The following is a 19,548-nucleotide window of genomic DNA, read 5'->3' on the forward strand; positions in this document are numbered from 1 at the left end:
AACTATGAACCTCATCAAAGTAGAAAACGTCACCAAAGGATTTCAAGAAGGTCTGTTTCGCAGACGAATGGTTTTACAGAACGTTGATTTGACAGTACGGCAAGGTGATTTTGTTGTGTTGCGTGGTGCCAATGGTGCAGGCAAAAGCACCTTGCTCAAGATTATTCTTGGATTGCAAGAACCGGATAGCGGTAGCGTTAAACTCTTTGGGACTTCACCCAAGTCTCCAGAATCTAAGCTCCAAATAGGCACAGTTTTTCAGGAGGTTACACCGCCTAGTAGTCTAAAAGTTAGAGAACTCGTTGACCTGGTTAGAAGCTACTACCCTAATGCCATTTCAACGCAAGCAATCCTTGAAACTGTTGGTCTGACAGATAAACAAAATGCCTTCCCCAGCGATTTGGCAGGTGGACAGAAGCAACGGCTTTACTTTGCGATCGCACTTGTCGGCAATCCTAAGCTGCTGATTTTAGACGAGCCTACCAAAAATCTAGATATAGAAGGTCAAGAGGCCTTCTGGCAGCAGGTTGAGCACTGTCAGAAGAATGGAGTGACAATTTTAATGGTCACTCATATTAAATCTGATCAAGACAAGCTTCAGAGTCTCGCTACCCACATCATCACTTTGGCAGACGGAAAACTGACCTACGATAAACAATCTCAACAGAAAGTACCTATTAAGGATCAATCGGTTAGTTCTTTGGTTCACCAATCGACAAATCCTTTGAAGGTACTGATTCACCAAACCTGGGCAGAAATGCTACAGCTCTTTAGATCTCCAACCTACCTTGCAGGAGTTTTCCTATTTTCAGGTCTAATAGCAGTTATGCCATTAGGTAATGATGTTGAGAAACTCCACAACGGGATTGTTCTCTTCAGCACAATCAGCCTCTTAATATTTTCGCTTGAGCGTTTAGGCAAGCGTATTGCGATTGAACGGGTTGAAGGATGGCTGAAACTGCTGAAGGTAACACCCCTAAGGCCAAGCGTTTATATCGCTGCCAAGCTTGCTTCAAATATGGTTGTTCTAATATGCAGTCTTTCTACCATTTTTGCCATTGGTATTTTCAAGTTTGGGGCAGAACAAAGTTTAGCTCAATGGCTAGTCCTTGGTACTGGTCTACTTCTAGGCATTATTCCATTTGCAATTCTTGGTCTTGCCTTAGGCTATGTGGTTTCACCTAAAGCGCTTGACCCAATTGCGGCGCTTTTAATTCCATTGGGAGTCGTTTCTAGTGGTTTGATTCCTATTGAAAATCCAGCCTACATCAAGGATCTAATTGTTGCCTCTCCATTCTTCCATTACAGAGAAATTATTCAGTTTGCTGCGGGCATGGATTATGATAATCAACTTTTGCTCCACGTTGGTTGGCTCATTTTTTATGGAGTCATTGCAGGGGTGGTTGCAAAGTTCGCCTATCAGAGAGACAGCTTAGCTCTCTAGAGAAAGTCATTTCGAGCATTCAGAGACATTATTAAAACGATGCTCAGGGTCTACAACATTACTGCCCACTTTGCTAGACCAGCTCAAGAGACTTAGGTCACTCCCCCGATTCCCTGCTAAACACCAATAGCCTGATTTATCACAGTTAGTTAACCCTATAAGCCAACCATGCCAACTAAAATCCACGGTGCGGAGTACCCTGTTCAAAAGGTCTTCTGTGATGACTTCGTTTTCTTCATTCCCCTCTATCAACGTCCTTATGCTTGGGAAACTGAGCAAGCAGAAGCATTGTTAGATGACCTACTAGGCTTTTTAGGCGATAGCGACGATCCCATCAATGAAATTAACCCTTATTTCCTGGGCAGCATCGTCCTGATCAAACCTGAAGGCTTCCCAGAAGCAGAGGTAGTTGATGGGCAACAGCGCTTAACAACGTTGGCTATCCTTATTGCTGTCCTGCGTGAGGTACTTCCACCTGAACGTAATCCAGACAGATTGACCAAATTCCTTTACGAGGAGGGAGATGAATTCACGGGTAACAAGAACCGCTACCGTCTCACTTTACGTGATCGAGATGCGAATTTTTTTCAAAAATACATCCAAGACCAAGGCGGCCTTAAAAAACTAGTTGGATTAAAAGATGCAGTTCTAACCGATAGCCAGGCTCACATTCGAGACAATGCGCTCATATTCCTAAAGCGACTTGAACAGATTCCATCTGATCAGTGTTTCCGGTTAGCTCAATTTATTATCACGGGTTGTCTGTTAGTTATTGTTTCTACACCCGATCTGGATTCTGCCTATCGCATTTTTTCGGTTCTCAACGATCGGGGGCTAGATCTATCCCATACGGATATCCTCAAATCCGAAATCATTGGTCGAATCCCAGAAACTCAGCAAGAAGTCTATAACAAACAGTGGGAAGATGCCGAAGAACTGCTGGGAAGAGAGGCTTTTCAAGACCTTTTTTCCCACATTCGCATGATCCATCGTAAAGCCAAGTCTCAAGATAGCGTTCTCAAGGAATTTCGCGAGCATGTAAAACCAAGCGATAAACCTGCTCATTTCATGGATACGGTTCTCTGCCCTTTGGCAGAAGCTTATGCCAATATTGCAGATGCTGACTACCAAAGCATCCAAAATTCTGAAGAGATCAATACACTGTTCAAGTACCTGAATCGCATTGATAACGCTGACTGGATTCCCCCAGCTATCCTCTATTTATCTAAATATCGCCACCAGCCGAACCAAGTACTGCGCTTCTTCCGAGACCTCGATCGATTAGCCTCCGGGCTCATGATTCGCCGCTCCAACATTAACGATCGCATCAAACGCTACGGGAATTTACTTGCAAGCATTGAAAAAGATGCAGATTTGTATGCTCCAAATTCTCCACTACAACTGACTTCAAACGAATGCACCTCTATAGTTGAAAACTTAAATGGTGACATCTACTGCAACACCAAGACTCGCCTATATGTCTTATTACGCCTCGATACCACCTTATCTAATGGAGAAGCGATCTATACTTTCCCTAAAATTACAGTCGAGCACGTTCTGCCCCAAAATCCAAATGTGAATAGTCAATGGATGAAATGGTTTCCTAACGAGGACCTGAGAAATCAGCATGTTCATCGTCTAGGTAACCTAGTGCTACTTTCCCGCTCTAAGAACAGTAAGGCTCAAAACTTTGAGTTTGAGGCCAAAAAAGAGAAGTACTTTACTGGTAGCGATGGGGTTGCACCCTTTGCCCTCACAACCCAGGTATTGAAAGAACAGAAATGGACTCCTGACGTCATTGAGCGCCGACAAAGAGAACTTCTCAAGCGGCTAAAGCAACTTTGGCGGTTGGATGGTTCCGTAAGTCACGCTTCTACTGCTGCCTGACAAAACTGGCTTGACTTTCGAATAGCTACCGACATAGAAACTACTTCACTCCCTACTCCGTCACTTGAGCTATTCCGCCGGCCAAGGAGCAACTCGATCGCTGGAATACACTGAAGGCAGGTGAATTCTAACCAGGAGCCAGTGCCATGACCTACACTCCCACTCAAACCCTCACCTTCGATGAATTCATCGCCCACTATAGTGATGACTTTCGCTACGAACTCGCCGACGGAGAACTCATCGACATGGAACCAACGGGACCGCACGAAGCGGTTGGCGGCAAACTGGCAACCAAAATTGGCATCGCCATCACTGAGGCACAACACCCCTGGTTTATTCCCCGCACTTGCCTAATTCGTCCCTTCTCTGACACTGCTACAGCTCGCCGCCCCGACGTTGTTGTTTTAGATGAAACTGTGCTTTCTAGCGAACCTCGATGGGAATACGAACCCGTCATTACGCTGGGGCGATCAATCAAGCTAGTTGTGGAAGTAGTCAGCACCAACTGGGAGACTGATTACGCCCGCAAAGTTGAAGAATATGCACTGCTTGGCATTCCTGAATACTGGATTGTGGACTATCGCGGCTTAGGCGGCATCGCTTTTATTGGCAAACCCAAACAACCCACCTTAACGGTCTGTCAACTTGCAGGCGAAGAATATACCCTTCAGCAATATCGCCTAGGGCAACCCATCCACTCTCCCCTACTGCCCCATCTTCAGCTTCGTCTAGACGATATCCTGCCTCGTTAGCTGTCCCTGAATCTTAATCAGGTTAGTGTTTGTGCCCCAACTCATCTCCGCTGAAATTCGCTCCACCTTAGTCAATGCTCTCCAGCTTGACCTAGTAGGTCCCCAACCCACCGACACCGAGCACGCTGAGGAAGTGCTAACCCAAGCTCCTTCCAAGTGGTATCTCACTGGTTTCCTAGCTCCCTTTGGGGCAAAACCTGACGATCGCTCCGATCCCACCGCAGATGAGATATCAGATGAGGTCGGGGCAGGGGACTCTAGCGAAGATAGCCAAACTCCCGAAGCCGCCGCAGCTCGGAAAGCATTGTTCCCCTCGTCTATGGGGCTGAGTTTCCTGGTCTCGCAGCAAACCAAAGAGCTGCAAGCCACAGCCAGTTGGGGCGACTATCTTCCCATTGAACTGGAAGGGGACACCTCTGAAACTCAAGAGTCAGACGAGCAAAAGAAACGAAAGCCTCAGGGATGGAAGCGTCTTCCCCAAGCAGCAACCCTCACTGTGCCAATCGCAGCCGTCGAGGACTCCTTTGAAATCGATATCCCTGGTGGCAGTGGGTTAACCCTAGTCGTCAACTCCCGTCCGGTTCACGACCCTCGGTTTGAGGTGGGGACCCTTTCGGTGTCTATTTTTCTGGTGAACTATCGCAAGATGCAAGCCAGCGAGAAAGATACCACCTTCGCCTTCCAAACCTGCCTGATGGTGCAGTGTGCGGCGGGATTTGTGCCTCGCTCAGACCTGCGGGGTGTGGACAGCGACGATTGGGATGAAGCAGTTGCCAGTCTCCAATATCGCCATGATTACGAGTTTGCGGTTGGTCACAACGTTTCAGCGCTGGCCCACTCGATGCATCCGGGTCACTGCACGGAGGTCTGCACGACTTGGATTCCCACCGCCACTGTGCCCAGAGTTGAGCCCGCCCCGATCGCAGGTGTGAGATTGGGCATGAAAGCTTTAGCTGATGCGGAAAGTGCGGATGCCATTCGGCAGATGCTTAACCCAATGGTGACGGAATATCGCACTTGGATTGAGGCTCAGCGCAATACCCCACTCGCACCACCGTATGCTGAAAAAGTCGCCCAATTGTTGAACGATGCCAGTCGCGCCTGCGATCGCATTGATGCGGGTCTTCATGCCCTAAATGATGCCACCGTTCTAGAGGCATTTCGGATTGCCAATAGAGTCGTCGAGGTCGCCCGTCGTCGCCAATTAAGTCAAGACCGAGGTGCACCACCGGACAGCTTTGACCCTCCTGAGTGGCGACCCTTTCAGCTTGCCTTTATCCTCCTCAATCTAGTCAGCATTGCTCAACCCAATCACCACAATCGAGAAATTGTTGATCTGCTGTTTTTCCCCACAGGCGGCGGCAAAACCGAAGCTTATTTGGGACTGGCAGCTTTTACGCTGGTACTGCGCCGCCTCAAGCATCCAGGAATACAGTCATCGGGAATGAGTGTGTTAATGCGCTATACCCTACGGCTGCTCACTTTGGATCAATTGGAGCGAGCAGCTCGTCTGATCTGTGCTTTAGAACTAGAACGGCAGAAAGATCCAGCTAAGTTAGGTCAGCTGCCTTTTGAGATTGGGCTTTGGGTGGGTCAAAGTGCTACCCCTAATAAAATGGGTAAGCGGGGGGATAAAGATGAATACTCCGCCCGTGAACGCACTCTCGCATTCAAACGAGATAGCAAAAGCAAGTCTTCCCCCATTCCCTTAGAGCGTTGTCCCTGGTGTGGAGAGAAGTTTTCTGCCAACTCCTTTCAGCTGCACCCAACCGAAGATGCCCCAAAAAATCTTACGGTGGCTTGCGTCAACCGAGATTGTGATTTCCGCAGCCGCAACCCCCTACCGATTCTTGCTGTGGATGAACCAATTTATCGACGATTGCCCTGTTTTATCATTGCCACAGTTGACAAGTTTGCGGCACTTCCTTGGGTTGGACAAACGGGCGCACTGTTTGGGCGCGTCAGCCACTACAACGAGGGCGAGGGATTTTATAGCGCTGGAGATCCGACAGTGGCGGGCAAGCGAATGGAGCATTATTTGCCACCCCCAGATCTGGTAATTCAAGATGAGTTACATCTGATATCTGGCCCACTAGGCACGATGGTTGGGCTGTATGAAACAGCGATCGACACCCTCTGTTCCTATACAGAAAATGACAAACTGATTCGACCCAAAATCATCGCGTCCACTGCAACCGTCCGCCGAGCTAGTCGCCAGATTCAGGCGCTTTTTGGACGCAGCCATGTTGATATTTTTCCACCGCCGAGCCCTGAGCGGCATGATTCTTTCTTTGCCAAAACAGATTTTGAAGTCCCTGGGCGTCTCTATCTGGGGGTTGCCGCTCAAGGGCGTAGCCTAAAAGTGGTTTTGCTGAGAACCTACCTGGCATTAATGGCAGCTGCTTATAAGCAATATGTAGAACAGGGCGGCAAGCGCAACAAAGACAATCCCGCTGATCCTTACATGACGTTGATGGGATACTTCAACTCTCTGCGTGAACTAGGGGGAAGCCGCCGGATTGTGGAAGATGAGGTCAGCTCCCGACTCGCTAAATATGGCGATCGCTTGCGGCATGGGGAGTCAGCTGGACCGTTCTCCAACCGCAAGATTGACGATGAACCAGAAGAACTTACGTCGCGGGTCAGTACCAACAAAGTTGCCAATACGAAGCGTCGTCTAGCACTCCCATTTCATGAGGAAGAGCGCGTTGATGTTGCGCTCGCCACTAATATGATTTCAGTCGGTCTTGATATCGTGCGACTGGGATTGATGGTCGTTTTAGGGCAACCGAAGACAGCGGCTGAATACATTCAAGCCACTAGCCGAGTGGGCCGAGAGGCGAAGAAGCCAGGTTTAGTTGTGACGCTGCTGAATATTCATCGCCCTCGCGATCGCTCTCACTACGAGCGGTTCCAAAGCTGGCATAACAGTTTCTACCGGGCAGTGGAAGCTACTAGCGTCACCCCGTTTTCGCCACGAGCTCTCGATCGAGGCTTAGCAGGTGTGGTTGTAGCGCTGGCTCGTCTGAGTATTCCAGAAATGACCTCTGCTTTGGGAGCCTCGAATATTGCTAGCCAAGCGGATGCCATTGATGCCGTGATTGAAACAATTGTCAGTCGAGCTGAGGCTCACAGTCCCGACTTAAATGCGATGACGACGAGTACGCTACGCCAACAGGTGAGAGCACAGGTACTGGATTTGATTGATACTTGGAAACAGATTGCCGATCGGGATAAGCGGCTGCAATATCAGCGGGAAGCGGATTTAGCACCTGCATTATTGCTCGATGCCTTAAACCCGGACACGGATAAAGAACCATTGGAACGACAAAAATTTAAGGCGTATCGCAGTTTGCGGGAGGTGGAAGCAACCGTCAATCTGTGGGTGCGAGATCCCTATGGCATGAGCGTGGAGGACGAAAGCAAATGAGTGATAAGAAACGCAAACCTAGCGGCGAATTGCGTCAGAGCCAAGTTCTGACCACCTTTGGTCCCGGCTCAATGGTTGATTTGCCGACTCGCTCTGTGGTGATTTCTGGGCTGACGTACTGGAAAGGCGATCGCCAATTTATTCGGGAAGACCGTCTGCGATATAAAGTAGCAAAAAGTCTGAGGCTTCTAGACGGACAGGACATTCAGCTTTATACCCCACCCCAGAAATCCAACGATCCTCAAGCAGCCATGACTGGGATTGATGCCTTTGTCTTCCCGACCTGGTTTTTAGCTCAAGTAGACCGAACCTTTGAAATCAATCGGAAGGTCTACCGCACGCGCCCATTAGTCTCCTGGAGCGCAGTCAAAGATGGATTGAAATTTGAGGGCAAACAAGTTCAGGCGGTGCCCGTTCGCTTTGTCCAAGCCTGTACCAATGGGCACTTGAGCGACATTAACTGGTATGCGTTTGCTCATAACGATTTTGAGACACCCTGCCGCAGGCCACTCTGGTTAGATGAAGGCGGTTCTGGGAATGACTTTGAAGAAATCTTTGTTCGTTGCGAATGTGGCAAACGACGACCGCTTTCTGAAGCAAAACTAAAAGATTCCAAAGTGCTAGGAAAGTGCCTAGGGCATCGCCCCTGGCTTAGTTCACGCGGGCAAGAGGCTTGTGTGGGACACGTTATCAACAAGGCTGGTGACATTGTTGAAACGAATCAACCAGAGTACAACCGTTTGCTGGTACGTTCTGCGAGCAATGCTTATTTCACCCAAATCCTCAGTGTTATTTCCATGCCAGATCAAGACGCTGAACTCAAGAAGGCGGTTGATCGTTTTTACGAAGAAGATTTGCAATATGCCGAGGATCTGACAGATATTCAAAAGGAACTCAAAAAGCCTAAATTTGCCGATCTCGCTGGGTTTGGAGCCAATACTGTTTGGACAGAAATTAAGCGCCGTAAAAGTGGGCTGACTACCCCAGAAAAAAGTATTAAGCAGGTGGAACTAGAAGCTTTGCTCGCCTGCCCAGAAGAAATGGGTAAAGAGGTTCCGTCTGGTGACCAGGAGTTTCAGGGTTACGCTCGTCGCCTTGACACACTCGATTCAAAGTGGCGATCGTCTATTGATCGCGTTGTTCTAGTTCATCGCCTGCGTGAAGTCGTTGCACTCATCGGATTCACCCGCTTTGAAGCTGCAATGTCCAACATTGAAGGTGAAATCGATGACTTGGCGATTAATATCCGTCGGGCAGATTTAGACTTCGAGCCCAAATGGGTACCGACGATCGAGAATCTGGGTGAAGGGGTTTTTATCAGTCTCAATAAAGCAGCGATCGAGCAGTGGCTAAAGCGCCCAGCTGTAAAAGCTCGTACCCAGAAGCTAGAACAGGGCTTTTACAAGTGGCTAGACACTAGAGGCATTCCCCGTGATAAAGCAAGATTTCCAGGGGCAGCTTACATCATGTTGCACTCCCTTTCCCATTTGCTCATTACCGCAGTGTCGCTCGATTGTGGCTACGCCTCTAGTGCAATTCGTGAACGGATTTATGCCTTTGACGAGATTGGTTATGGGATCTTGCTGCATACCGGAACCTCAGGTTCAGAAGGAACTCTCGGCGGACTCGTTGAGGTGGGTAGACGCATTGAGTATCATCTGGGCAAGGCTTTGGAGTATGGGCGGCTATGCTCTAATGATCCAGTTTGTGCCCAGCATCAACCCAATGATGAACAGGAAGACCGTCTGCTGCATGGTGCGGCATGTCATGGCTGCTTGTTGATTGCTGAAACCTCCTGTGAACGCCGTAATGAAATGTTGGATCGGGCATTGATAGTGAACACAGTAGCAGGGTTGGGATCTGAGTTCTTTCCAGATACACTGCAATGATGGCTCCTTTCCTGAGTTTGAGTCGTCCTGCCCTGAGTGGATTGGCTGCTGCATTGGAGATGGGACGGCTCAGTTTTCCGGTCCACCGATTCTCTTTGGCCAGCTACGTTCCAGAAGAACTTGGAGCTGTAATCTCGAGCGAGCTCAACAAGTTGCGCCAGCAAGGAATGGATACAGCACACATAGCTTACATGCTGAAATTGCTGGCACAGGAACGAGCAGTCTCTCATCAAAAACAAGAGCAGGTTGATCTAGTCTGGACAGGCCCTGAAGCGATTGGGACTGAAAGTAGAGAGACGGCAGTGGTGGTACGAGAGTTGTTCAGTAGTGCCTGTCACAGCGTTCTCATTTCTAGCTTTGCGATCGATCAAGGAGCTAAAGGGCATGAGCTATTTCGTCCATTAGTAGATCGGATGAATGCCAAGCCTCAACTCAGCGTCCGAATGTTCCTGAACGTCAAACGCCAGTACAACGATAAGATGCCAGCTTCTATTTTGTTACGGCAATTTTCAGAAAATTTTCGCAAACACGTTTGGCCAGGACAAAAATTACCAGAGGTATTTCATGACCCAAGGGCACTCGAGTTATCCACTAATGCTAATGCGTGCCTACATGCTAAATGTGTTGTAGTTGATGAAGAGCGAGTCTTTATTACCTCAGCCAATTTTACAGAAGCAGCTCATAAACGCAACATTGAGGCGGGAGTTTTGATTTCTAATCGAGTTACTGCAAGAGCTATCCGTTCTCAATTTGAGATGTTAGTGACTCAAAAGATTCTCCAAAAAGTACCAGGGCTCTGAGCCTTGTCTTCGATTGCATTGAGAGAGGGTTTCAAAGAATCATTTATTCCTTTCAAAGCACTCCAGTAGCTCGTAATTCAACTATTCAGCATCGGAGATCAAGGATTTAAGCTCTGCCAAGACTTTCTCTAAGCGCTTTTGTTTTTTCGTGTCTGTCCAGACTTTGGATCGCTTGATCAGACGCAAGGCATCATCAATCTGCCCTTTTAGAGATGGTGTACTCTGCTCATCATCCGCTATCCAAGCCGCCCTAAGCCTAGAAATTTCCTCTTTAATTTGGGTCAGTGAAAGATCCTGAGAAATGGCTTGCTTCAACAAATTCCGACGCTGATTATCGTCCTTGACTCGAGCGATCGCCTGGGCTTTTGTATAGGCAAGCTTCCCTTGACGCAAAAACTCTAAAACGTCTTGTGGAAGATTAAGCAGAGGAAGCCGATTGTTGACAAAAGATTCCCAAGCCATCGTTCCTAAATTAGCAAACACCTCTTGGACCGCTCTATTTTCGTCATTGCCCATAACGTTATGGGCAACCTCACCTTTAGCTTCATGCTGCATCCGGTAAAGAAGCTTTGGCACCTCAATAATCGGGATTTGAAGCTTTAAAGATAGAAGTTGCAATACCCCTTCTGTTTCTTCGATAGGGTTGAGGTCCTCACGCTGAAGGTTTTCAATTAAAGCAATTTGAATGGCTTGCTCATCGGACAGATCGCGGATGATAACCGGCACTTCAGTTAATCCTGCATCCTGAGCAGCACGGTAACGCCGTTCGCCAGCGACCAATTCATAGCTATCTGAATGCTCAAGCGTACGAACAAGTAGGGGCTCTAAGATGCCATGCTCTTTAACGGAGCATACCAACTGCTCCATCTTTTGAGGATCGAAATAGCGACGAGGCTGTTGAGCAGGAAGCTGAATTTGGGCGATCGCCAACTTCTCCGGCGAGGACGAGACCTCCACATTTTCAAATAAAGTGACTGGAGCTGTGATCTTGCCTCCAAACACACGCTCTCGCTTTCGATTCATGCCAACTTCTCCAAGTCTTTCGCTAATCCATCTAGTATTTTCTTAGCTGGGTGCTTTGGGCTGTACACCGCTAAGGGAACTCGTTCCATTGAAGCATCTGCAAATGTAGTTGACTTAGGAATAAACGGAAAAACCTTCGCAATGGGAGCAAGTTGTTCTTGGATGGCCTTCAACGTCAACTCATCATGAGAATTGCGTCCGTCATACATGGTCGGGATAAAGCCTGCAATCTGTAGCTTACGGTTTGGCTTAGCCTTCACTTTCTGAAGCGTCTGCAAAAGCATATCAGTTCCCTGAAACGCCTTGAATTGAGTCTGAATCGGGACCAGAATATAGTCAGAAGCTACCAACGAAATGTAGCTCAACATTCCTAAACTGGGTGGACAGTCAATCAGGATGAAATCATACTGCTCCTGGACTGGCTCTAAGGCATCTTTGAGCCGGGTATCTCGCATATAAGCAGTTACCAACTCCTGCTCTGCATCTGAAAGCTTGAGTTGAGCGGGTACGAGATCCATCTTGTGGATATTTTTCAGGATCGGCAATTGCTCTTCCGGTACGATCGCATGATAAACGCTACGGTCTACTTGTCCTGGGTCCACTCCAAGAAAGGTAGTTAATGATGATTGGGGGTCCATGTCCACTAGAAGCACTCGACGTTTTCTTTTGGCCAGACCATAGCCTATGTTCAAAGCTAGAGTTGATTTTCCAACTCCACCAGCCTGATTAAAAAGTGAAATAACTCGACCCATAAAATATTACTTTTTAAGAGGTTTTCAACTGAAGAGCTTTTTCGGAAGCAACTCTACGCTTAATAGTTAAGAGTTTACAGAAAAACATCAATTCGACGGAGTGGCAATTGGCAAAAGAAAAGCTGAGACTGGATTTAAAGAATTAGGCCTAGCTGATGTTCTCGAGCGTATCGCGCCTGGATATGACCCAAATCTTCTGGGAAGTTAATGGATTTTGTAAGCAGTTTGCCGCCAGCATCAGCCACAACTAGGGTTGTATCAATACTCTCTTGAAGCGATCGGAATCCAATCTTGCGCCCCTCCAATTCCTCAACCAAAGTAATCAAGTCTTTGAGCGATCGCCCTAAGCAGTTGAACCGCCAGACGACTAACGTGTCTCCTGGCCAAGCAAAGTTAAAAGCTTGTTTCAGCTCAAGGCGATCGGCTTTGGCTCCGCTCATCTTGTCTGAGAAAACGCGATCGCAACCTGTATCTAGCAGTGCATTGTGTTGCAGAGTCAAGTTTTGATCATCTGCAGAGACTCGTTCGTACCCGCTCAACATTGCAGCAGTCAAAATATCGTAGTGCTAACGTATCAGAACTCATCAGTGCTATGACGTTTTGAAACATAGATTAATTGATGAGTTGATTAAACATGCTTTGAAAATCAAGCTCTACACCTGTGGTTGAGCAAGGTAAGCGGAACGAGTTGAACCTGATAGCCTAACCGTTCCACCTGCTGTTTCTTCAAACGTTGTGATTGAGAGCGCTGCCCAGTGTCGCTAGCCCGGTAATCACGATAGGACTGATGTTGCTTCAACATGTGATAGACCGCGATCAACAATCGATGGGCCACGGCAATGATTGCTCGCTTGTGCCCTCGTCTCGGGTCTAAGCGACGATAGGCGCTGGCAAAGTAGGAGGTTCTACAGCGCACCGCCGCATTCGCCATCTGCACCAACATCCCCCGCAGCCAACGATAATTCGGGGGCGTCTTATCCGAATTATCGTTGGCTGCACTCTCATGATTACCCGGACAAATTCCCGCCCACTTACACAAGTGAGCCGCACTGGGAAAGCACCCCATATCTACCCCGACTTCTGCCAACAGCAGTTCGGCACTGCGACGAGCCACCCCAGGAATGGTATCGAGGAGCGTCATTGTCTGCTGCCATGATCACCATCCCTCAAAGCCATCAGGGCAAGAGGAGTCGGAAGGTCTGGGATGCTCAGAGTGAATTGGGGGAGATTGAGACTGAATTAACTGCTCAATGCGCTCATCGAACTGTTGCAGATGAGTTTCGAGGAACTCCAGTTGTTCGAGGTGGGTTTGGATCAAAAAGCGATGATGTTCTCGTACTCAGCCTGTGAGGGCTTCGCTTGAGGCAGGTTGTTTGCGCCGCAGTCGTCCTTTTGCATGCTCTGCTAGAGCTTCTGGGTTCTCGGTTCCCTTGCTAGCGCTTTGAGCATGGCTCTGGCAGACACGCCACTAATATCAGTGACAACGGATGCCAGTTTGAGATTGGCCCATTCCAGTACCTTCTGTAAGCGGAGTAACCTAATTCATAAGGGTTTCATGGTTAAAGAATGTGGTAATTCTTATGAAACCCTTATGAATCAGGCTTTGCAAGACTTTGTCCTGTACTTAGTTGTTGGTGTAATCGCGGTTTTTCTTCATTGTGTATGAAGATAAAGAAAGACATCTGTAGTTTTTCCAACCCTAACGAAGTAACCATGCAGGAGAGGTGCTTTTTCGAAAAAGTCAGGCTCATAGCCATCCTGATTAATTCTTAAAAAACCGGGTGTCTCAGATGGTGTTAAGCTGTTTTTCAGCTCTAGAGGAAACCAATCTAAGACAAACTGTTCTTGGATATATGGGCGATTCATTTGCTGAGAGCGAACTGATTCTTGCATGATATTTTCAAGTGCCTCCTCACTGAATGTGAGAACTCCAATCAATGACCAATCCGTAGGCCCAGGTGCTAAGCTCGGTTTAGTAATGTTCATTGTCTGCCAGAAAACTCTAATTGGCGGACTGGGCAAGCTAATATACTTGCCTAATGTTTTGACATTGGTAGAGACTGCCATATTATTTGAAGCTAGTTTAGGTTTGACTTGCGATGGTTGACAACTGAGCAGTAGGACAAAGAACGAGACAAATAGCAGACTTCTAACTGAAACCCATAATTTTGAAGTCATAGTTTGTAGTATTCTCTAAACGCCCAACCTAATTAAAAATTAAGGCGTTGCTGATTTGATAACGATATAGCTATCCCCAGAACAGGCTCTTTCGTGGAAAAATCATTACTTTTCAGCAACGCCAAAATTAAAAACTTAGCGCCGACCTGAACCGTTGCTAACTGTTGCACCATTCAGATCGCCTTCTTTCCAAGTAACCTCACGTTCTAAAGTCGAGTATTGCATATACTCATTAGCCAAACCAACAACTACAAGCCTTCCATTTTCTGCATCAGGAGTTCCAGATGCAATGTCTGACTGGCCTGGATTGAAGTTATACCGATCCTCAGCGTGCAGTGTAAAATTCAGCTTGTAGCTTGGTGTTTGACCAGGGGTGACAGTTACTGAACTACTTAACCATACTGAGTGGCCACCTATCGCTTTTTCCCAATTTTCCGTCTCAGGGTAAGGAAATCTCGGATCGCTACCAACCACAATTGGACTGCTGGTTATGTTGAACTGGACTTCCTTACTCGCGTAGGCAGGGTATTGTACAATGATTTGACGATAAAGGTTCTCGGCTCCACTCTGTGCATCAAGAATCAAGTTTCTCAGTGCAATCTTACCGTTTGCATCATCATTAACAAACGTGTCATAAGAGAAATTGCGGTTTGCCCCTCTACCATCCTGGTAATGAAAGTACGCTGCTGCTCCATCCGGTAAATATCTCCAGGGGTTGGGTGTCCAAGCTACGTTCGCCTTCAACCTCCATTCTTCAAAAAGGAGATAGTCATTCCATGTCGGTGACTCTTTGGGGAATTTTGAAAAACCGTCATCGTGCTTAATGTCAGGTCGAGTGGGGGAACCAATCCTGTAAGTTGTAGCTAGGTCGGAGCTATTCGTAGACAGCGATAGAGAATTAATATCTGGAATTTCGTCTGCACCTACACCTGTTCTAGGTAGCTGATTTCCAAAGTTAATTTTCTGAACATTATTAGCCCAGAGGTATCCTCTTTGACCGTTGTCAAGCTGTACTTTATACCAATAAGGGTATGTATGGTCATTTGTCTTTAAGTACTCAACCAGCGTGAAGACAGTGTTCGCGGACAGCAGAGTGGGGTTTGTACTTGGGTTTACCCAGGGGTACGAGCGGAAGTTAGTGTTAGCTTTTAGTACACCTCGTCCGCTCACTGGAGACGTACTGATGATGTTGATACCAGCAGGCGTTGGTTTAGAATTAGGAACAGGAGTAATAGGTGTACCTGGTCCTGACTGATAACTTACAGGTAAATAAACCGATTGTCCTGGTTGTATCAGCCGTGCCTCAGCTTCAGTAAACGTACCGCCGCCTGGTTTCTGAATTTCACGCCAACGGTTAGCATTCCCCAGTTCACGCTGGGCGATTCCTGATAACGTATCACCGGAGCGGACAATGTACTGTCGCTGCTGTCCAGGCGTTGCTGGAGGTGTGTAATAGGAATTTGTCTGAGCATTTTCCAGACGGACAAAAGACACTCCAGCATATTGAGCCGGAGTTAGGATACGTTCCTTAACCCAACTACCTGTAGGCCAGTTCGCCTCAGTAATGCGGATGCGACCATCAGGGTAGACCTCTTCCAAGAAGGCAACGTGTCCTACACTTCCAGCGCCTTTGACATTGGGAGGCCAGACTACAATCCCTCGTGCACCAGCGGTTGGTGTAGAGGTGACAGGCAAGCCCACCCTTTCGGCATCTCGCTTCCATGTTCCCGCATGACCGCGGAACAAAGCATTGGCCTTAATAGCTGCGGGTAGCAACCCAGTTTCCAGCATTCGACCATAGGTATACCAAGTGCATTGTCCTATCCAGTTATAGGCAAAGGGGTTCACTGGCCCTTTACGATAATTATCAGATTTGTCATTAATCGGAACTTGAGGAATTGGCTGTGGTTGCGGATTAGGTTGAGTACCATTTGGCATCTCCCAAGAACGATAAGCTTTTGCCCGTTGCCCGTTCCAATAGATGTATCCACCTTCAAAATCTGTTCGCATTCCACCGTTCCACGGATACTCCCGCCGCGTGGGGAAGCCTAGCCAACCCCCAGAGCCGCTTGGAGAGTAGTATTCGCTATATTCCCGTTGCAAATCAATCCAGACAGCAACAGCACCATGCTGCGGCGTCCAATGAATCGTACCGTTTTCGTAGTCGCGGTATTTACCACTCGTCCCTTGCGGCGATCGCGTTGCATCCTTATACTCGCTCGTGGGGTTACCGAGTAAGTGCTTGGTCTGTTGCCATTCATTTTCAATTGCTCTTTGCCAGTCAGGAGTTGTGGGTTGTGGCTGAGGTGCTGGAGCAGAGACTTCTCGTGGAACCTGGATCGTGCGACCTGGATAAATTAGATTGGGATTAGCAATACCATTTCTCTGGGCAATAAAGTTGTAATAGGATACTGTTCCATTGCCCATGGTTCGATAAGCAATAGCACTCAGCGTATCTCCAGACCGAATTGTGTATGACTCCCACTCATAATATTTGCCCATGAATTCAGTTGAAGCTGCCCGTTCAGTAGGAGTTACCCTTCCTTCACCACTCCAAGTCTCAGGAATTAGCGTCGCTGGCACATCATATTCTTCGGGTTTTGTTGCCTTTGCCAAATGCACTGCCGCAGCTATATTCAGTAAACCAGCACCTGTTTCGCCATCCCATCCCGGCGTTTTCAGATCGGTTGCACTATTCTTGAGAATTTCAATCACTTGGCGGTAGCTCAAACTAGAGTTGGCCGCCCAAACCTGAGACACTGCACCTGTGACTTTAGCACTGGCTATAGAAGTTCCTGCCATTGCACCTACACCATCGCCAGTGGTAGACAGTTCTGGATTCTCAACTGTTCCACCGGGAGCCATAATATCCAAACCGCTACCATAAGATGAATAAGCATCGCGGTCAAAAGCTTTGGAGAGTGCTACTTCGCCATTAATTCGTTCAGCCGCACCTGCAGTGATAATGTTGTCAAACTCCTGCGAAGCTTGACCTAGTACGGACATCACACCGCCATCATTACCAGCCGCTGCCACAATCAGTACATTATGCTGACGGGCATATTCAATCGCTGCCCTCTCAGCCGGAGTAAACTCATATCGGGTCGTTACACTGCCATCGGGGTTAACTTGAGTCAAGTCAAGACTGAGGTTAACTACGGCATTTGGTTGTCCTGACTCCTTAGCAGCATCTACAAATTCAACTAAAGAATCTGCCCATTTTCCAGAACCAACGGCACGTCCCACCCACAGGGGTGCATCGTCATTAATACCATCAATTCCAACTCCGTTGTCCTGAGTCGCCCCAATAATCCCTAAAATATGGGTACCGTGCTCATTTCCCTCCCCAGATAACAGCAATGGGTTAGCATCCCCATCAATGAGATCGCGTCCCAAGAAGATTTTGCTGTAGTCAATGTCAGGGTTGTTAGTACTGAATCCTGTATCAATAATGCCTATTAGGGGTTGGTTTTCTTTAGAGAACTCAAAATGTTCTGTACCAATTGCTGAAGTTGAAATTGAATCTAGAATGCTCGAATCATTAGGATCTGTTGTTGGAATAAAAGATTTATCCGGAGCAATTGAACTCAGCTCTGGAGACTGAGGATCTGAAGATGTAGAACTGAAGTCAATTGGGTCGTCAGAGTATGGGCCAGCTGTATCTAAGACTGTAGGATCTGCTGTTGATAGAACAGGTTCTGGACCTTCCAAAGCTGGAATGATTAGGCTTGGAGCAATAGAATTATCTGGAGTAATGTAGGGCTTCGCGTATTCAATCAAGGCTTGTCCCATATCACTGGGACGCCAGTCTTTTGCCGGGGCAATATATTCATCAAGGGAGGCTGCCTTACCTGTAGCTCCCCGAATCTGAAAAATTAAATCGTTGTAATCGCGGTCGCTACCTTTATCAACTCGTTGGTCTTCCATAACAAAGGTGTTACCCTCGCCTGTCACATCTACAGCTTGGCCCACATGAAAAGCATCATCTGGGTTAGCAGTTGACATTGAGAACAAGGGCAGCTTCGCACCATGAACAGCTGGATTATCAAAAACTGTCTGAACCTGACCATTTGGCGCTAGCATGATGCCGAATTCATCGCCTGGTCGCATGGTAAACGTCTTCACGCCCAGATATTCACCCATGTTCCAGTTAGTGCTCTCACCTAAGCTGCCACTAAACTTGGCTGCTTCTAGGCGATCGCGAATGACCACATGACCCAGATCAGAATCACTTAAAGCACGGCGGGCTGCTTCCTGAATAAACGCTTCAGATCCAGGTTCAAACTGCTCCATTCCATCCAAACTGAAGACAGCTAGCTCACCTTTGTAGCTACCGCCATCGAACAAGAAATCAATCCCAACTTCCCCAGTCTCCCCCACTGTGAAGACCCCAGAATCAAACCTAACTCTGGGGGGTGCTTCTTCTAAAACGGTCAGCTCAATCTCTACATCTGTGCTTGCTTCACCCTCTGGTAACTCCTCAGCCGTTTGCTCAGCATCCGTTACAGTTGTGGGATCAATGTTTTGCTCGCTAACTTCAGCATCAATGTCGCTTTGTGCTGCATCATCTGCATCAAGGCTCAGCTCGGTCTTAACATCGGCTTCTATGTCAAATTCTGTTGAGTCTAATGGGGAGTTTGAACTGAGATTAAAACTCTCTATATTCTCCTCTAAATCAACAGGGGATTCGGTTGGCTCAAAGTCAGCTTGATAGATAAAGGCAATGGGCTCAATCTCTTCATCACCCATATCAAAATCAGGGAAGTCCTCTATCCCTTCACCTAGCTCCCCATCCACATCCATATTTAGGGTAGAGCTAGTATCATTCGGGATTGGCTCCTGAAAGCTATCTCCATCTGTTGCCAGCTCTGCATCTGAAGGAGCAGTGCTTCCTGCATCGAGATTGATATTTACAATTCCACTATCCGTACTATAGGCCGCATCTGCGTCTAAAACAGCGAGGTCAGGTGTCTCATCTCCTCCATCGACCAAACCACTGGGCGTCAAGATGGGTTCAAGGATGAAGGTTTGAGTCTGCGCTCTTTGAACATTGTTTGGAGCAGCAAAACCTTGAGCAGCACGCCGCTTAGCAGAGCGATTAAACAGCCTCATAGATAGCACCTGAATTTATGGATGAAGAGTTAAATGGCGATTGCACAACCAAACTGCACTGGTTAATTCGAAGTTGTGCAGAATGAAGTTTCGATAACACTACGGTATAACCTAGCTAAAACACTAAGGGAATACACGTAAAAACTTAAAATACTTTTGTTACTTAAAAAACAAGGTTTGTTCGTGAACTTTCAATAAACCTGTAAGATTTCTATTGGCCGTAACTCCACTTACTGTCTAAACTCACGCCAATATCCCTACGGGTGCATCTGCTAGGAGTT

The 19,548-nt window shown here is 47.5% G+C and carries 13 protein-coding genes; 6 read left to right on the forward strand and 7 right to left on the reverse strand.

What is annotated here, in order from left to right; translation table 11 throughout:
- Positions 1-4: 4 nt before the first annotated feature.
- From NDA01_RS23500 to drmC, 6 genes are all read left to right on the forward strand, one after another.
- Positions 5-1,444 (forward strand): ABC transporter ATP-binding protein/permease, encoded by a 1,440-nt coding sequence (locus NDA01_RS23500; RefSeq protein ID WP_348229890.1) that lies wholly within the window; start codon positions 5-7, stop codon positions 1,442-1,444.
- Between the two features lie 168 nt (positions 1,445-1,612).
- Positions 1,613-3,331 carry a DUF262 domain-containing protein gene (locus tag NDA01_RS23505; RefSeq protein ID WP_348229891.1) on the forward strand — a complete coding sequence of 573 codons (1,719 nt, stop codon included), beginning with the start codon at positions 1,613-1,615 and terminating at the stop codon, positions 3,329-3,331.
- Positions 3,332-3,477: 146 nt separating this feature from the next.
- Complete coding sequence (locus NDA01_RS23510; protein ID WP_348229892.1) at positions 3,478-4,083, forward strand: Uma2 family endonuclease; 606 nt, start codon at positions 3,478-3,480, stop codon at positions 4,081-4,083.
- A 31-nt stretch (positions 4,084-4,114) separates the two neighbouring features.
- Positions 4,115-7,513, forward strand: a complete 3,399-nt coding sequence (drmA, locus tag NDA01_RS23515; RefSeq protein ID WP_348229893.1) for a DISARM system helicase DrmA — start codon at positions 4,115-4,117, stop codon at positions 7,511-7,513.
- Entirely contained in the window at positions 7,510-9,402 is a 1,893-nt protein-coding gene (gene drmB / locus NDA01_RS23520) for a DrmB family protein (RefSeq protein ID WP_348229894.1), read from the forward strand. The genes drmA and drmB overlap by 4 nt, the downstream gene beginning before the upstream one ends.
- Entirely contained in the window at positions 9,399-10,202 is an 804-nt protein-coding gene (drmC, locus tag NDA01_RS23525; protein ID WP_348229895.1) for a DISARM system phospholipase D-like protein DrmC, read from the forward strand. The genes drmB and drmC overlap by 4 nt, the downstream gene beginning before the upstream one ends.
- 81 nt (positions 10,203-10,283) lie before the next feature.
- Here the strand turns inward: drmC and NDA01_RS23530 are convergent, their stop codons facing one another.
- The 7 genes from NDA01_RS23530 to NDA01_RS23560 all read right to left on the reverse strand — a co-directional run bounded on the left by NDA01_RS23530 (position 10,284) and on the right by NDA01_RS23560 (position 19,267).
- Positions 10,284-11,225, reverse strand: a complete 942-nt coding sequence (locus NDA01_RS23530) for a ParB/RepB/Spo0J family partition protein (RefSeq protein WP_348229896.1) — start codon at positions 11,223-11,225, stop codon at positions 10,284-10,286.
- Positions 11,222-11,977, reverse strand: coding sequence for a ParA family protein (locus tag NDA01_RS23535; protein ID WP_348229897.1), 756 nt, complete (start codon positions 11,975-11,977; stop codon positions 11,222-11,224). The genes NDA01_RS23530 and NDA01_RS23535 overlap by 4 nt, the downstream gene beginning before the upstream one ends.
- A 134-nt stretch (positions 11,978-12,111) precedes the next feature.
- The gene (locus tag NDA01_RS23540) at positions 12,112-12,531 is read right to left on the reverse strand and encodes a recombinase family protein (protein WP_348229898.1); all 420 of its coding nucleotides are present in this window, start codon (positions 12,529-12,531) and stop codon (positions 12,112-12,114) included.
- Positions 12,532-12,623: 92 nt separating this feature from the next.
- Positions 12,624-13,118 (reverse strand): transposase, encoded by a 495-nt coding sequence (locus NDA01_RS23545; RefSeq protein ID WP_348229899.1) that lies wholly within the window; start codon positions 13,116-13,118, stop codon positions 12,624-12,626.
- Positions 13,119-13,133: 15 nt separating this feature from the next.
- On the reverse strand, positions 13,134-13,295 hold the full coding sequence (locus NDA01_RS23550) for a hypothetical protein (RefSeq protein WP_348229900.1): 162 nt from the start codon (positions 13,293-13,295) through the stop codon (positions 13,134-13,136).
- Positions 13,296-13,630: 335 nt separating this feature from the next.
- Positions 13,631-14,044, reverse strand: coding sequence for a hypothetical protein (locus tag NDA01_RS23555; RefSeq protein WP_348229901.1), 414 nt, complete (start codon positions 14,042-14,044; stop codon positions 13,631-13,633).
- 246 nt (positions 14,045-14,290) lie between these two features.
- The gene (locus NDA01_RS23560; protein WP_348229902.1) at positions 14,291-19,267 is read right to left on the reverse strand and encodes a S8 family serine peptidase; all 4,977 of its coding nucleotides are present in this window, start codon (positions 19,265-19,267) and stop codon (positions 14,291-14,293) included.
- Positions 19,268-19,548: the final 281 nt, after the last annotated feature.

This window comes from Trichocoleus desertorum AS-A10 (genome assembly GCF_039962155.1).
GTDB lineage: Bacteria > Cyanobacteriota > Cyanobacteriia > FACHB-46 > FACHB-46 > Trichocoleus.

Excerpts from the sequence above, each read along its gene's own strand:
- NDA01_RS23500 (WP_348229890.1), top strand. The coding sequence starts at position 5 with ATGAACCTCATCAAAGTAGAAAACGTCACCAAAGGATTTCAAGAAGGT.
- NDA01_RS23505 (WP_348229891.1), top strand. The coding sequence starts at position 1,613 with ATGCCAACTAAAATCCACGGTGCGGAGTACCCTGTTCAAAAGGTCTTC.
- NDA01_RS23510 (WP_348229892.1), top strand. The coding sequence starts at position 3,478 with ATGACCTACACTCCCACTCAAACCCTCACCTTCGATGAATTCATCGCC.
- drmB (WP_348229894.1), top strand. The coding sequence starts at position 7,510 with ATGAGTGATAAGAAACGCAAACCTAGCGGCGAATTGCGTCAGAGCCAA.
- drmC (WP_348229895.1), top strand. The coding sequence starts at position 9,399 with ATGATGGCTCCTTTCCTGAGTTTGAGTCGTCCTGCCCTGAGTGGATTG.
- NDA01_RS23530 (WP_348229896.1), bottom strand. The coding sequence starts at position 11,225 with ATGAATCGAAAGCGAGAGCGTGTGTTTGGAGGCAAGATCACAGCTCCA.
- NDA01_RS23535 (WP_348229897.1), bottom strand. The coding sequence starts at position 11,977 with ATGGGTCGAGTTATTTCACTTTTTAATCAGGCTGGTGGAGTTGGAAAA.
- NDA01_RS23545 (WP_348229899.1), bottom strand. The coding sequence starts at position 13,118 with ATGACGCTCCTCGATACCATTCCTGGGGTGGCTCGTCGCAGTGCCGAA.
- NDA01_RS23555 (WP_348229901.1), bottom strand. The coding sequence starts at position 14,044 with ATGGCAGTCTCTACCAATGTCAAAACATTAGGCAAGTATATTAGCTTG.
- NDA01_RS23560 (WP_348229902.1), bottom strand. The coding sequence starts at position 19,267 with ATGAGGCTGTTTAATCGCTCTGCTAAGCGGCGTGCTGCTCAAGGTTTT.